Annotated in this window: 13 protein-coding genes; 11 read left to right on the top strand and 2 right to left on the bottom strand. The window is 66.8% G+C overall.

Translation table 11 applies throughout. From position 1 onward, the window contains the following. The first annotated feature begins 126 nt into the window (after nucleotides 1-126). The 10 genes from ACTG4X_RS05050 to ACTG4X_RS05005 all read left to right on the top strand — a co-directional run bounded on the left by ACTG4X_RS05050 (nucleotide 127) and on the right by ACTG4X_RS05005 (nucleotide 11,502). The gene (locus ACTG4X_RS05050; protein ID WP_007836496.1) at nucleotides 127-1,344 is read left to right on the top strand and encodes an aspartate transaminase; all 1,218 of its coding nucleotides are present in this window, start codon (nucleotides 127-129) and stop codon (nucleotides 1,342-1,344) included. Between the two features lie 129 nt (nucleotides 1,345-1,473). Then, nucleotides 1,474-2,676 (top strand): ABC transporter substrate-binding protein, encoded by a 1,203-nt coding sequence (locus tag ACTG4X_RS05045; RefSeq protein ID WP_440533335.1) that lies wholly within the window; start codon nucleotides 1,474-1,476, stop codon nucleotides 2,674-2,676. A gap of 34 nt (nucleotides 2,677-2,710) precedes the next feature. After that, nucleotides 2,711-3,583: a branched-chain amino acid ABC transporter permease gene (locus tag ACTG4X_RS05040; protein ID WP_440533334.1), complete on the top strand. Its 873-nt coding sequence runs from the start codon at nucleotides 2,711-2,713 to the stop codon at nucleotides 3,581-3,583. Between the two features lie 13 nt (nucleotides 3,584-3,596). Further along, complete coding sequence (locus ACTG4X_RS05035; RefSeq protein WP_440533333.1) at nucleotides 3,597-4,631, top strand: branched-chain amino acid ABC transporter permease; 1,035 nt, start codon at nucleotides 3,597-3,599, stop codon at nucleotides 4,629-4,631. Beyond that, on the top strand, nucleotides 4,621-5,394 hold the full coding sequence (locus ACTG4X_RS05030; protein WP_440533332.1) for an ABC transporter ATP-binding protein: 774 nt from the start codon (nucleotides 4,621-4,623) through the stop codon (nucleotides 5,392-5,394). Before ACTG4X_RS05035 ends, ACTG4X_RS05030 begins: the two co-directional genes overlap by 11 nt. A gap of 17 nt (nucleotides 5,395-5,411) precedes the next feature. Then, nucleotides 5,412-6,140, top strand: a complete 729-nt coding sequence (locus ACTG4X_RS05025) for a branched-chain amino acid ABC transporter ATP-binding protein (protein WP_007836487.1) — start codon at nucleotides 5,412-5,414, stop codon at nucleotides 6,138-6,140. Nucleotides 6,141-6,181: 41 nt separating this feature from the next. Beyond that, the gene (locus ACTG4X_RS05020) at nucleotides 6,182-8,272 is read left to right on the top strand and encodes a hydantoinase/oxoprolinase family protein (protein WP_440533331.1); all 2,091 of its coding nucleotides are present in this window, start codon (nucleotides 6,182-6,184) and stop codon (nucleotides 8,270-8,272) included. A gap of 12 nt (nucleotides 8,273-8,284) precedes the next feature. Further along, complete coding sequence (locus ACTG4X_RS05015; RefSeq protein WP_007836484.1) at nucleotides 8,285-9,973, top strand: hydantoinase B/oxoprolinase family protein; 1,689 nt, start codon at nucleotides 8,285-8,287, stop codon at nucleotides 9,971-9,973. Then, nucleotides 9,973-10,773, top strand: coding sequence for an SDR family oxidoreductase (locus ACTG4X_RS05010; RefSeq protein WP_007836482.1), 801 nt, complete (start codon nucleotides 9,973-9,975; stop codon nucleotides 10,771-10,773). The genes ACTG4X_RS05015 and ACTG4X_RS05010 overlap by 1 nt, the downstream gene beginning before the upstream one ends. Before the next feature lie 12 nt (nucleotides 10,774-10,785). Next, nucleotides 10,786-11,502: an HpcH/HpaI aldolase family protein gene (locus ACTG4X_RS05005; protein ID WP_007836480.1), complete on the top strand. Its 717-nt coding sequence runs from the start codon at nucleotides 10,786-10,788 to the stop codon at nucleotides 11,500-11,502. 11 nt (nucleotides 11,503-11,513) lie between these two features. On the opposite strand, the gene ACTG4X_RS05000 is transcribed toward ACTG4X_RS05005, so the two are convergent. Continuing rightward, nucleotides 11,514-12,482: a LysR substrate-binding domain-containing protein gene (locus ACTG4X_RS05000; RefSeq protein WP_007836478.1), complete on the bottom strand. Its 969-nt coding sequence runs from the start codon at nucleotides 12,480-12,482 to the stop codon at nucleotides 11,514-11,516. A 98-nt stretch (nucleotides 12,483-12,580) separates the two neighbouring features. On the opposite strand from ACTG4X_RS05000, the gene nac reads away from it, so the two are divergent. Continuing rightward, nucleotides 12,581-13,507, top strand: a complete 927-nt coding sequence (gene nac / locus ACTG4X_RS04995; RefSeq protein ID WP_007836476.1) for a nitrogen assimilation transcriptional regulator NAC — start codon at nucleotides 12,581-12,583, stop codon at nucleotides 13,505-13,507. A gap of 265 nt (nucleotides 13,508-13,772) precedes the next feature. Here nac and ACTG4X_RS04990 read toward each other — a convergent pair whose 3' ends face one another. Continuing rightward, a complete protein-coding gene (locus tag ACTG4X_RS04990) occupies nucleotides 13,773-14,261 on the bottom strand; it encodes a YbaK/EbsC family protein (RefSeq protein ID WP_007836474.1) in 489 nt (162 codons plus the stop codon). Nucleotides 14,262-14,395: the final 134 nt, after the last annotated feature.

The following is a 14,395-nucleotide window of genomic DNA, read 5'->3' as shown; positions in this document are numbered from 1 at the left end:
GGCACATGCGGACGATGGCAGGCCCCATAAGGAAATGCGTCACCCCTAGAACAAGTCCGTCTTTGCGCTAGCACCGGGACGCTCCTACCGTCATGGCTCCGACATCGACACCGAAGAGGAAGTCACGTGAGCCCGTCCAGCCCGTCCCGCATTTCCAGGCGCATCCGCCGCATCAAGCCCTCCCCCAGCAGCGCCGCCGCGGACCGGTTCGCCGAGCTGCGCAGGGCCGGCAAGGACATCATCAACCTCGCCATCGGCGAGCCCGATTTCGACACGCCCGCGCACATCCGTGAAGCGGGCTGCAAGGCCATCGAACGCGGCGAAACGCGCTACACGCCCGTCGCCGGCACGCTGGCCCTGCGCGAAGCCATCGCGGCCAAGCTCCAGCGCGAGAACGGGCTGAGCTACAGCCCACGCGACATCATCGTCACGGTCGGGGCCAAGCACGCGTTGTTCAACGCGCTGTCGGTCACGCTGGACGAGGGGCACGAGGTGATCGTCCCGGCGCCGTACTGGGTGTCGTACCCCGACATGGTGCTGGCCTGCGACGGCACGCCGGTCACCGTGGCCTGCAAGGAAGAAGACGATTTCCGGCTGACGCCCGAGGCGCTCGAGGCGGCCATCACGCCGGCCACGCGCTGGCTGGTCTTCAACTCGCCCACCAATCCCACGGGCACGACCTACACCGCCGGACAGCTGCGCGCGCTGGCCGACGTGCTGATGCGCCACCCCCAGGTCATGGTGCTGACCGACGACATCTACGAGCACATCCGCTTCACCGACGCGGCGCTGCCCCATCTGCTGGCCATCGAGCCGGGCCTGCGTGACCGCACGCTGGTAGTGAACGGCGTGTCGAAGACCTACGCGATGACGGGCTGGCGCATTGGCTATGCAGCCGGCCCCGCGGACATCATCGCGGCGCTGGACATGCTGCAGTCGCAGTCGACCAGCGGCGCATCGTCGGTGAGCCAGGCCGCCGCCGTGGCGGCCCTGAACAGCGACGCGGCCTTTCTCCCCGACTGGGTTGCCACCTACAGGCAGCGCCGCGACACCGCGACCCGCCTGCTCAACGACATTCCGGGCATTCGCGCCCGCGCACCTGGCGGCGCGTTCTACCTTTATCCCCATTGCGGCGGCCTGATCGGCAAGCGAACGCCCGGGGGAAAGACTCTGGAAACCGACAACGACGTCGTGATCTACCTGCTTGAAGCGGGCGGCGTCATGGTGCTGGCGGGCACGGCGTATGGGGTATCTCCCTACTTCCGCATGTCGACGGCCACCAGCGTCGAGCAGATCGAGGAAGGCTGCCGGCGCATCGCCTCGGCAGTGGCGAAGCTCGCCTGATCCCCGGCCTGTGGGCCTGCGGACCTTGCCTATCAAGAATCCTTATAGGCGAAGGTCCATAACGTATTGGCCGCCGCAGCGCCCTCTTCCTACCATTCCTTCAACCCTTCCATGACCCGGAGAAAAGCAATGAGCTACCCCACGAACTCGAGATTGCGCGGCGCGGCCTTGGTGGCCATTGCCGCGATCGCCGGCTTCTGCACATTGGCGCCCGCCAGTGCGCAGACCGACACCTTCAAGATCGGAGTCATCGCGCCCATGAGCGGCCCCAACGCCCGCTACGGGGCCTTCGCGAACAAGGGCGCGGCGCTCGCCGCCAAGGAAATCAACGCCGCCGGCGGCGTGCTCGGCAAGCAGATCGAGCTCGTGAGCGGGGACAGCCAGTGCGTGCCCGCGGAGGGCGTTGCCGCCACGCAGCGCATGATCAGCCTCGAGAAAACGCCGGTGATCATCGGCGACGTCTGCAGCTCGGTCACGCTGGCTATGCAGCCACTGGCCGAAGAGTCGAAGGTTCTGCTCGTGAATGCGGCCTCGTCGAACCCCGACATCACCTACAAGGCCGGCGTGGGCGGCTTCAAGTGGACTTTCCGCAACTACCCGACCGACGAGGTGCGGGCCGCGACGGTGCTGGAGTACGCGTCGAAGACCAAGGGCTTCAAGAAGTTCGCGGTGCTCTCGGTCGACAGCGACTACGGCCGCGGCGCCATCAAGTTCACCAAGCGCTACCTGCCGAAGTACGAAGGCGCCGAGATCCTGAGCGAGGACTACTACAAGGATTCGGAGACCGACTTCCGCTCGGTGCTGAGCAAGATCCGCCGCTCGGGCGCGCAGGCCATCTTCCTCTACGGTCAGGCCGACACCACCCCGATCATCGCCCGCCAGATGCTCGAACTCGGGCTGGCCGGCAAGGTCGCGCTGGTCGGCAACGGCGAGTTCAACACCAAGGAAACCATCGCCGCCGCGCCGAAGGTCATGAACGGCGCGGTCGAGGCCGCAGCCTGGCTGCCCGAGGTGCCGGCACCGCGCAGCCTCAAGTTCGTGGAGGACTACAAGAAGGCCAACGGCGGCGAGATGCCGAACAACCATGCCTACACGCACTACGACACGCTGAACCTCGTCGTGGCCGCCATCAAGAGCGCCAACAGCCTCAAGGCCGAGGACATCCGCAACGCGATGGCGAAGATCAAGTACGACAGCCCCATGGGCGTCGTGACCTTCGACGATCACAACCAGGCGGTCATGCCCATGGTGCTGCTCGAGATCACCGACGGCAAGCCGGCCATCAAGGGAATGATCGCGACCAAGGTCGACTACGCGGCCGGCGCGAAGTGAAGAAGAAGCGCCCTACCCGGCCTGCGAGAACACCGTGAGTTCCTTCCTCTTCGAACAGATCGTCAACGGCATCATCACCGGGTCGGTCTACGCCCTGGTGGCCGCCGGCATGACGATGATCTTCGGCGTGCTGCGGGCCATCAACTTCGCCCACGGCGAGTACTACATGCTGGGCACCTTCGCGGCCTGGTGGGTCATGTCGAAGCTGATGGCCGACTACAGCCTGGCCATCGTCGGCGGTGTGGCCATCGTCAGCGTGATCGCGGTGCTGATCGGGCGCAGCGTGATGCAGCGGCTCATCGGCCAACCCTTCCAGGCCGGCGTGCTGGCCACGCTGGGGCTTTCGCTCATCCTGCAGAACGTGGTCATCCTCGCCTTCGGCGGCGGCTACAAGGTGTTCTCGGGCGGCTGGCTGGAGCCGATCGAGATGGGCGACTTCGGCATGTCGCAGCAGCGCGTGATCCTGGTCGTCGTCACCCTCGCGGTGTTCGCGGGGCTCGAGTGGATGGTGCGCTGCACGCGCCTGGGCCGCTCGATTCGTGCCGTGTCGCAGAACATCGAATGCTGCCAAGTCAACGGCATCGACGTCGAGCAGGTGGTGCGCCGCACCTTCCTGATCGGCGTGGCCATCGCGGCGCTGTCCGGCATCCTGACGGGGCCGATCAACGTGAGCATCTACGGCGGCATGGGCGAGTCGATCACGCTGAAGACATTTGCCGTCATCGTGATGGGCGGCATGGGCAACGTGCGCGGCACGCTCATCGCCGGCTGCCTGCTGGGTGTCATCGAGAGCCTCGTCGCAGGCTTCATCGGCCTGCAGTACCGCGACTCCGTCGGCTTCATCGTGCTTCTGCTCATGCTCATGTTCCGGCCGCACGGCCTGTTCAGCAGCAAGGCCCGCTTCTGAGAGCGTCAACGTCATGAAACAGGCAATCTTGTCAAACACCACGCTGGACACGCCGCGTCTGCCGGCCGCCCGGGTCGCCGCGGTCAACTGGAGCGCGTGCGCCGTCGGCGTGGTCGCGCTGCTTTGCGCGCCGCTCTTCCTCGGCGACTACTACCTGCACGCGATGGTCCTCGCGATGATCTTCCTGCTGCCGGCACTCGGCCTGAACCTCATCCTGGGCTACACGGGGATGCTGTCGCTCGCGCAGGGCGTGTTCTTCGGGCTCGGCGCCTATGCGTCGGCCCTCATGTCGATCCACTTCGGCACGCCGTTCCTGGTGAACTTCCTGGTCGCGGGCCTGGTGGCCGGGCTGGTCGCGCTGCCGCTGGGCATTCCGGCGCTGCGGCTGCGCGACACCTCCTTCGTGATGTGCACGCTCGGCATGGTGGTCGTCGCGCAGATGGTGTCGAAGAACTGGATCGACCTGACGCGCGGCGACATGGGGCTGTCGGGCGTGGCCCGGCCGCGCCTGGGCTTTGGCGACTGGGTCTACACCGTCATCAAGGCGCCCGAGTACTTCTACCTGGTGCTCGCCGTTGCCGCACTGGCGGTTGCTGCGTTCGTCGCACTGATCCGCTCACCCGCCGGCCGCTGCATGGTGGCCATCCGCGACAACGAGACGCTGGCCGAATCGCTGGGCGTGCCGACCTGGACCTACAAGCTGCTGGTCTTCATGCTGAGCGCCGTCTTCGCGGGGCTCGGCGGCAGCCTCTACGCGCATTTCTCGACAGTCGTGAGCCCGCTGGTGTTCCAGGCCTACTACTCCAACACGATCCTGATCATCGTGCTGGGCGGTGGCGTGGGCAAGGTGCCGGGCGCCATCATCGGAAGCTTCGTCTTCGTGGCGGTGTCCGAGGCGTTGCGCATCACGCCGGAGCTGCGCATGGTGATCTACGGCTTCGTGCTGCTGGGGCTGGTGTTCCTGTTCCCGCAAGGTCTGGCGCCGCTGTTCCAGCGTGCGGCAGAACGCATTGCCGGTATCGGAAAGGGGCCGCGCGATGTCCGCTGAACCCGTCATGCTTCGAATCGAAGGCCTGCGCAAGAACTACGGCGCCGTTGCCGCGCTCCAGGGCGTGGACATCGAAGTCCGCCGCGGCGAGGTGATGGGGCTCATCGGCCCCAACGGCTCCGGCAAGTCGACGCTGTTCGACTGCTGCACCGGCCTGCAGCGCAGCGACTCGGGCCGCGTGCTGCTCAAGGGCGTCGACATCACCGGCTGGCCGATGAACCGCATCGCCCGCGAGGGCCGCTTCCTGCGCAGCTTCCAGAAGACGGTGGTCTTTCCCACGCTGGACTCCGAAGAGAACCTCGTGCTGGCCGGACAGATGTCGCGCTTTCCGAACGTGCTGTCGACCTTCTGGGTCGGTCCGTCGGCCAGGAAGCGCATCCAGGCCCTGCGCGAACGCGCGAAGGAACTGATCGAGGTGACCGGGCTGGCACGCGTGGCGCACCTGCCGGCGGGCAACATGTCGGGCGGGCAGCAGAAGCTGCTGCAGTTCGCCTCGATGCTGATGCCCGAACCCGAGCTGATCCTGCTCGACGAACCGCTGGCGGGCATCAACCCCGTGCTCATCGAGAAGGTCATCCAGTGCATCGAGCATGCGAACCAGAAGCTGGGCGTGACCTTCGTGGTGATCGAGCACAACACCGACGTGCTGATGAACCTCAGCCACCGCGTGGTCGTGCTGCACCAGGGCGCAAAGCTGGCCGACGCCACGCCGGAAGAGGTCGTTCGCAACCCGGAGGTCATCGAGGCCTACCTCGGCGGTTGACACGAAAGAACAACACCATGGAACTCGAAATCGACAACCTCCGCGCCGGTTACGGCCACCTGGACATCCTGCACGGCGTGGACCTGAAGATCCGGCACGGCGAATTCGTCACGCTGCTGGGACCCAACGGGGCCGGCAAGTCGACGCTGCTGAAGTCGCTCTTCGGCATGACCACCCACAAGGGCGGTGCGATCCGCTGGAAGGGCAAGGACATTGCGGGCCTGCGCCCGCAGGCGATGCTCGGCCACGGCATTGCCTACGTGCCGCAGGGCCGCTGCAACTTCCAGCTGATGTCCATCGACGAGAACCTCGAGATGGCGGCCTACACCATCAAGGGCGGCGACCTCAAGGGTGAGCGCGAGTACGTCTACGACCTCTTCCCCATCCTGCGCAAGCGCCGCAACGAGCTCGCCGGCAACATGTCCGGCGGCGAGCAGCAGCTGCTCGAAATGGCGATGGCCGTGCTGCGCCGTCCCGAGATCCTGCTGGTGGACGAGCCCTCGGTCGGCCTCTCGCCGCAGGCCATCACGCTGGTCTTCAACGAACTCAAGCGCCTGCACAAGGGCGGCCGAACCATCCTGCTGGTCGAGCAGAACACCCGCAAGGCCATGGAGGCCGCAGAGCGCGCCGTGGTGCTGCGCCTGGGCAAGGTCATCTGGGACAGCCCGGTCGAGGCGCTGAGCACCGCCGACCTGGGCGAACTGTTCATGACGGGCAGGCGCGCATCCGACGCGGCCACGGCCTGAGCACCGCGCATCTCAACCGAACACTCAAGGAGCTGAAAGGCATGAAACTGGCATTTGACACGGGTGGCACGTTCACCGACTTCGCGATGACGCAGGACGACGGCACCATCCTGTTGCACAAGGTCCTGAGCACGCCCGACGCGCCCGCGCGCGCCGTGCTCCAGGGCGTGGACGAGCTGCTGGCCAAGGTGCGCGCCCGCGACGGCGGCAAGGCCAAAGGCAACGGCCAGCTGCAGATTCTTGGCGCGACCACGGTCGTGACCAACGCGGTGCTGGAGCGCCGCGGCGTACACACCGCCTTCATCACCACCGACGGTTTCCAGGACATGTTGCGCATCCGAACGGAAGGGCGCTACGACCTCTACGACCTGCGCATCCAGTACCCCGAGCCGCTGGTGTCGCGCGAGCTGTGCTTCGGCGTGGAAGAGCGCATTGCCGCGGACGGCACGGTGATCAAGGCGCTCGACGAAGACGGCGTGCGCACCATCGCCCGCGTGCTGCTCGACAGGGAGGTGGAGTCGGTGGCCGTGTGCCTGCTGCACGCCTACAAGTACGCGCAGCACGAGCGGCGCATCGGCGAGATCCTGGCCGAGATCGCACCGGGCATTTCCGTCTCGCTGTCGTCGACGGTGTGCCCCGAAGTGCGCGAATACGACCGTGCATCGACCACCGTCGTCAACGCCTACACCCGGCCGATGATGGTCGGGCACGTGAACCACCTCGAGCGCGAGCTGTCGCAGCGCGGTGTCGAAGGGCAGTTGCTCTGGATGACGTCGAGTGGCGGCGTGGTGCCGAGTTCTTCGGCTTCGCGCACGCCGGTGCGGTTGATCGAGTCGGGTCCCGCGGCGGGTGCCGTGGCGGCTGCAGACTACGCGCGCCAAGCCGGCGAATCGAGCGTGCTGTCGTTCGACATGGGCGGCACGACCGCCAAGCTGTGCCTGATTCCGAACGGCCAGCCCATGGTGGCCAACGACCTCGAAGTGGCCCGCCACGAGCGCTTCCGCAAGGGCAGCGGCTTTCCGCTCAAGATCCAGTCGATCCACATGATCGAGATCGGCGCGGGCGGCGGCAGCATCGCGGCGCGCAACAAGCTCGGCCTGCTGGGCGTGGGGCCGCGCAGCGCGGCCGCCGCGCCGGGGCCGGCCTGCTATGGGCGCGGCGGCACGGAGCCGACGGTGACCGATGCCGACCTGCTGCTGGGCTACCTCAACGAGAACTCCTTCCTGGGCGGCGACTTCGCGCTCGACAAGCCTGCTGCCGAATCGGCGATGGCCCGGCTCGCGAAGGAGCTCGGCATTTCGCTCGAGCGCTGCGCCTGGGGCATCCACGACATGGTCAACGAGAGCATGGCCGAGGCCGCCTCGATGCAGGCCACCGACAGCGGCGTCGACCCGCGCGCGCTGCCGCTGATCGCCTTCGGCGGGGCAGGGCCGGTGCATGCCTACGGCGTGGCCCGCAAGCTGGGCATCCGCAAGGTGATCTGCCCGCTGGGCGCCGGTGTTACCTCAGCCATCGGGCTGCTGGGCGCGCCGGTGGCGGCGGACCTGTCGGCCAGCCTGCCGATGCGCGTCTCGGCCTGGAACCCCAGCGCGGTGAACGTGGTGAAGGCCACGCTGGCCGACCAGGGGCGCGAAGTGGTGCTGGCGAGCAAGGTGCCGGTGGACCACATCACCTACTCGTACACCGTTGACATGCGCCACGTGGGCCAGGGCTACGAAATCTCGGTGCCGCTGCCTGAGCTGGACCCGGCGGACCCGAAGTTCGTCGAGGAGCTGCTGGCCCGCTTCCATGCCAACTACGTGGCCCTGTACGGCCGCGCCGTGAGCGGCACCGACGCGGAGGTCATCACCTGGCGCGTGCGGGCCAGCGGGCCGAAGGCGCCTGTCTCGCTCGCGAGCCTGCGCAGCGAGTCGAATGTGGCGCGCGATGCACGCAAGGGCACGCGGCCGGTCTTCTTCTCCGAACTCGGCAAGTACGTCGACACGCCGGTCTACGACCACTATGCGCTGGTGCCCGGCGTGCCGGTCGAAGGGCCCGCGATCATCGAGCAGCGCGAGTCGACCGTGGTGATGGGGCCCAATGCCAGCGCCTCGCTCGATGCCCAACACAACCTGATCATGCTTTTGTCCTGAGGTCTTCTTGCCATGTCCATGCTCAAACCCGACTTCAACGACCCGATCACCCTGCAGGTGATGTGGGACCGCCTGGTCTTCATCGCCGACCAGGCCGACAGCGCGCTCGGCCGAACGGCCTTCTCGCCGATCGTGCGCGAGAACCACGACTACGTGAACGTGCTGCTCGACGCCAAGGGCCGCGCGCTCGCGCAGTGCACCTGGTCGATTCCTGTGTTCATCACCACGCTGCCGATGGCGGCGCAGAACTACTTCCTCAAGGCCTTTCCGCCCGAGTCGCTCGAGCCCGGCGACGTGCTCGCCACCAACGACCCGGTGATCGGCACGGGCCACCTGCCGGACATGGTCATGCTCACTCCGATCTTTCGAAAGGGAAAGATCGTGGGCTATGCGGGCAGCATCGCCCACCTGCCGGACATCGGCGGCCGGCCGCAGTCGCCGGACTCGACCGACATGTTCGAAGAGGGCATCCGCATCCCGATGCTCAAGCTGTTCAAGGCCGGCAAGCCGAACACCGATGTGTTCGCCGTCATCGAGGCCAGCGTGCGCCTGCCGCACGAGGTGCGCGGCGACATCCAGAGCATGGTGGCCGCCAACGAGGTGATGAGCCGCGAGCTCACGCGCTTCATGGACGAGTACGGCCTCGAAGACTGCGACGGCCTCGGCGAGGCGATCTTCAGCCGCTCGGAGCGCCACATGCGCAAGGCCATCGCGGCCTGGCCGAACGGCAGCTACAAGGCCGACATGACGATCGACGGCTTCGAGTCCGACGTGAAGCTGTGCGTGAGCGTGGAGGTGCGCGACGACTCCATCCATGTCGACTACACCGGCACCTCGCCCGAGGTGGCGCGCGGCATCAACGTGGTGCCGCACTACCGCGTGGCGCACAGCGTGTATGCGCTCAAATGCCTGCTCGACCCTGAGACGCCGAACAACGAGGGTTGCATGGTCGCGCTGACCGACTCGGCGCCGGCGGGCTCCATCCTCAACCCGCGGCCGCATGCGGCGGGCGCGGCGCGCAACCTCGTGGGCCATTGCATTCCGAGCCTGATCTTCAAGGCGCTGCAGCACGTCGTGCCCGATGGTGCGATGGGCGACAGCGGCGGCGCGCCGATCTGGGGCATCAACTGCCAGGGCCAGCGCTCCGACGGCACGGCCTATGGCAGCGCGCAGAACTTCCATGGCGGGCAAGGCGGCCGCTCGTCGATGGACGGCCTGGACACACTGAGCTTTCCGTCCAACTGCCGCGTGACGCCGATCGAGATGTACGAGCTCGCGGTGCCCGTGCTCACCGAGTGCAAGGAGCTCATTCCGGACTCGGGCGGCCCCGGCAAGTTTCGCGGCGGGCTGGGCCAGCGCGGCGTGATTCGCAACCTGTCGGACCGCGAGATGAACATCTACCTGAGCACCGAGCACGTGAAGTACCCCTGCCTCGGCGTGCTGGGCGGCCAGGCCGGACGCAATGGCGCGGTGCGGCACGACGGCAAGGCCGTGTTCCCGAAAGGCCGGCTGGTGCTGGCGCCGGGCGAGCGTCTCACGATCGAACTGCCGGGCGGCGGCGGCTGGGGCGATGCGCAGCAGCGCTCGCGCGACCTGGTCGAAGACGACTTGCGCCAGGGCCTCGTCAGCATGGCCGGCGCGCAGGCCGACTATGGGTACGAGGCCGAGGCGGGCTCCGAAACGCAGAAAGCGGTGGCGTGATGGCCGGCGCACTGAAGGGACAGGTCGCGCTCGTCACCGGTGGCGGCTCGGGCATTGGCCGCTCCACCGCGCTGATGCTCGCCGCCGAAGGCGCACGCGTCGTCGTGATGGGCCGGCGGGCCGAGCCGCTGCAGGCCGTGGTCGACGAGATTCGCGGCGCCGGAGGCGAGGCTTGGGCGCGCCAGGCGGACCTGCAGGAACGCGAGCAGCTCATCGCGCTGGTGCGGTGGACCGAGAAAGAGGTCGGCCCCATCGGCATCCTCGTCAACAACGCGGGCCTCACCAGCCGCGTGCGCAACATCCGCTGGATCGAGCCGGACGACTGGGAGTCGGCGGTGTCGGTCAACCTGACGGCCGTCTACGTGCTGATCCAGGCCGTGCTGCCGGGGATGCTCGATGCGGGAGCCGGCACCATCGTCACCGTGTCTTCGCTGGCTGCCGTGCGCCCGAACCTGCTGGGCGGTGCACCCTACGGCGCGGCCAAGGCGGCGGTGACGAACCTGATGGGCTTCGTGCACGTCACCTTCCGCAACAACAACATCCGCGCCACCACCATCCTTCCCGGCGAGGTCGACACGCCGATCATGGACACGCGCGTGCGCCCACCGAGTGCGGAAGAACGCGCCGCCATGGTGGCGCCCGACGACGTGGCGCGCGCCATCCTGCTGGCCTGCACGCTGCCGCAGGGCACCACCATCGAACAGCTGGTGATCAGCCCGACCCGCGCGCGCGACCAGGGCCCCGACATCGAGATCAGCCGCTGGCTCGGCGCCCCCGACGGAACACCCGGCAAACCCTGAACGAGACGAAGCATGAGCGACACCCTCCATCAACGCCTGGCACGCGGCGACTCCGTGCTGATGGTCAACCCCAACCATGTGTCCCCCACGCTGTGCGAGAAGCTCGTGCGCTCGGGCGTGGACTCGGTCTTCATCGACTGCGAACACGGCCTGGCCAGCTTCGAGGACATCCATCACATGGCCAAGGCTGCGCGCTATGCCGGCGGCTTCGGCATCGTGCGCCCGCAGAACCAGGAGCGCTCCACCATCACGCGCTGCCTCAACGCGGGCGCGGACGGCGTGATGGTGCCGCTGATCCACACCGCGGAGATCGCGCGCCAGGTGGTGCACACCTTCCGCTATGCCTGCCCCGACGATCACGCGACGAGGCTGCTGGTCGGCATGGTGGAGTCGGTCGAGGCCGTGCGCAACCTCGACGAGATCCTGGCGGTCGAAGGCATCGACGTGTTCTTCGTCGGGCCGGGCGACCTGTCGCAGTCGATGGGCTATTCGCCCGCGGTGGCGCCGGGCAAGCGCCGCCCGCAACCCGCGCTCGACCTGATCGACCAGACGCTGCAGCGCATCCGCGCGGCCGGAAAGATCGCGGGCACCCTGGTCGTGAAGCAGGACGTCGAGCACCTGGTGTCGATGGGCGCGCAGCTGCTGTACTACCACGCGGACCCTTTCGTGACGGAAGGCGTTGCGGCGATGCGCAACCTATCGCAGCCGGTGGCGGCCGTCGCACACTGAGCTGCGAGAAATCAGGGCTGCAGTGACACGGCTTCCGGTGCGCGGATGCCCGCGAGCCGCCCGGCGGCGAACAGGTTGTCGATCTGCTCGCGCAAGATCTCCAGCACGGCGCGCGCCTGGTCGGACATCGGCAGGTGGTCCGGCACGCACAGCGACACGGTGGCCTGCAGCACGGGCTCGACGATCCTGCGGATCATCGGTGGGTTCGCGGCCGGCGGAAAGTCCGCCAGCGCCGATGGCAGGATGGTCGCGCCCACGCCCGCCTGGATCGCCTGGCGCAGCGTTTCGGCGGATTCGATCTCGGCGCGGATGTTGGGCACCACGCCGACGCGCGCGAAGGCCTCGTCGACCATCCGCCGCAGGAAGTGCATGCGGCTCGGCAGCAGCAGGTCGATGCCGGCCAATGCGCGCAGGGCAATCGTCTGGTCGTCGTTCTGCTCCAGTTCCATGCCCGGCGGGGCAATGAGGAACAGGTCTTCGGTCAGGAGCGGCTGCAGCATGAGCCCCTTCATGGGACTGCCCGCGTAGATGATCGCCATGTCCAGGCGCCCGGTCATCACCATCTCGCTCAACACCAGGCCGAAGTTGTCGTTGATGAACAGGTTGACGCCCGGGTACGCGCTGCGCACGGCCTGCAGCAAGGGCATCGACAGTGCCGAGGCCGTGCTGTACGTGGCCAGCCCGACCGAGACGGGGCCCGAGACGAAGCTCTCGTCCGTGCGGTTCATCAGCTCGCGCTCCACCTGCTCGAGGTGGCTCAACATGATCTGCGCCTGGCGGTAGAGCTCGTTGCCCGCGGGCGTGGGCGTCACGCCCGCGTTGGAGCGGTTCAGCAGCTTGTGTTTGAAGTGTTCCTCGAGCGAGGCGATGTGCTGGCTCAGGGCCGGCTGCGCAACGCTCAGTTGCGCGGCGGCCGCGGAAAGACTGCGTGCGTCCACCGCGGTCACGAAGCTCTTGAGGGTCTTGAAATTTACCGTCATGGGAAGTCGGGTGCGAACTGATCGTAACCCCGGTTGACGCTGCCAACGCGTGGCTCGATGCTTGCTTGCAAACAGAGCAGCAAGACGACGGAGACCCGGTGAACCTCAGGCGGTTGAAATATTTCGTGAAGATTGTCGACGTGGGCAGTCTCACGCAGGCCTCGGAGGTCCTGCATGTCGCGCAGCCGGCGCTGAGCCAGCAGCTGGCCACGCTCGAAGGCGAGTTCAACCAGCGCCTGCTCCTGCGAACGCAGAAGGGCGTGGTGCCCACGGAAGCCGGCATGGTGCTGTACCGGCACGCGCAACTGATCCTGCGCCAGTTCGAGCAGGCGCGTGCCGATGTCGTCAATGCGGGGCGCAGCCTGGCGGGGCAGGTGTCGGTCGGTCTCGCGCCGGGCACCGCGGCCTCGGGCCTGGCCTTGCCGCTGCTGCAGACGGTGCAGGAGCGGCATCCGCAGCTCATGCTGCACATCAACGAGAACTTCGGCACCACGCTGTGCGACGTGGTACGCAACGGCCTCATGGACATGGCCGTTCTGTATGGCGGCGAGCATGCGGTGCGGGGCCTGTCGTTCGATCCGCTGCTCACCGAGGACCTCTGCGTCGTGGCCTCCCACGGCATGCTGCGCATGGATGGCGACGAGCTGGCGCTGGCCGAGCTGCGCGACGTGGACCTGCTCCTGCCCAGCATCGACAACCAGCTGCGCCGCAGCGTGAACCGGGCCTTCGCCTCGGCGAAGATGATTCCGCGCGTGGTGGCCGAAATGGAGTCTTCGAGCACGCTGTCCGCCGCGGTCGCATCGGGCGTGGGCGCGACGATCCTGCCCGTGTCGCTCGCGCGCTCCGTCGCGGCCACGGCCGCGGTCGATGTCAGGCGGCTCGTGTCGCCGCACATCGAGATTCCGCTGGCGCTATGCGCTTCGGATCACCTGCCCCTGTCGGAGCCTGCACAGGTTGTCAAGGGCATCCTGATGGAGCTAGTCAATCGCCTCGAGTTGGGTGGCGGCATGCACACGGTCCACTAACAAGCTGCCGAAGTACCGGCCGACCGAAGTTGCTGTTCAGTTCCCGTGAGTCCGATTTCGTGATCCGACGAAATTGGCGGATTCAGCATGCTGCAATGGCTCGTCCAAAGCGTGTATTTCAGAGCTCATCGAGCAAGCGGGCGTTATTCGTGCCGTACACGCTGGACTGGACGAGCACGACCCGATGCACACCAAGAGATGCGTGCATCTGCATCAGACTGAAGAAGCCGTGGCGGGCAGTGGCGTATAGAGGCGTAAGAGCGCCTCAACCAGCCAGCGACTCAGCAGCAATCTCATGCTGCATGACGTCTACCCAACGTGCCTTGACCAGCTGCGCCATCCGCTCAGGCACTACCCTGACACCTGCATTGTTTGCGCCGGCGGCGGGAAGTACTTCGCTGAAGCTCCGCAGCGAGACGTCGCAATAGACATCCAGCTGACTTGCAAGCCCGAAGGGCCCAACGCCTCCAATGGGGTGGCCCGTTACCTTCTCCACCTCGCTCGCCGCCAGGAAGCGGGCCTTTGCCCCAAACTGATCTTTGTACTTTCTGTTATCCAGTCGAGCATCGCCTCGGGCGACGAGCAAGATCACTTGCTCGCCTACGCTCATAGACAGCGTCTTGGCAATCTGTCCCGGAGTGACACCGAACGCCACGGCCGCCATCGCGACCGTAGCGCCACTCGTTTCCACCTCAATGATTGAAAGATCCGGGGCATGCTCGGCGAGAAACTGTTTGACGGAGTCGAGACTCATGATGAGGGTTGCGATTGAAAACCATGAATGGGCGTTGGACAGACACAGCGACGAGTGCTGCGCTCTCGCACCATGTGGGGCACGTTGCGCTCTCAGTGTTGCACCTCGCAGGTCTTGCGTACATTGGCTGAAAC

The sequence above is a fragment of the Variovorax sp. YR566 genome, assembly GCF_051992195.1.
In the GTDB taxonomy this organism is placed as follows: Bacteria; Pseudomonadota; Gammaproteobacteria; order Burkholderiales; family Burkholderiaceae_C; genus Variovorax.
Note: the sequence above shows the minus strand (reverse complement) of the source record. Positions and strands in the feature narration are given on the sequence as shown.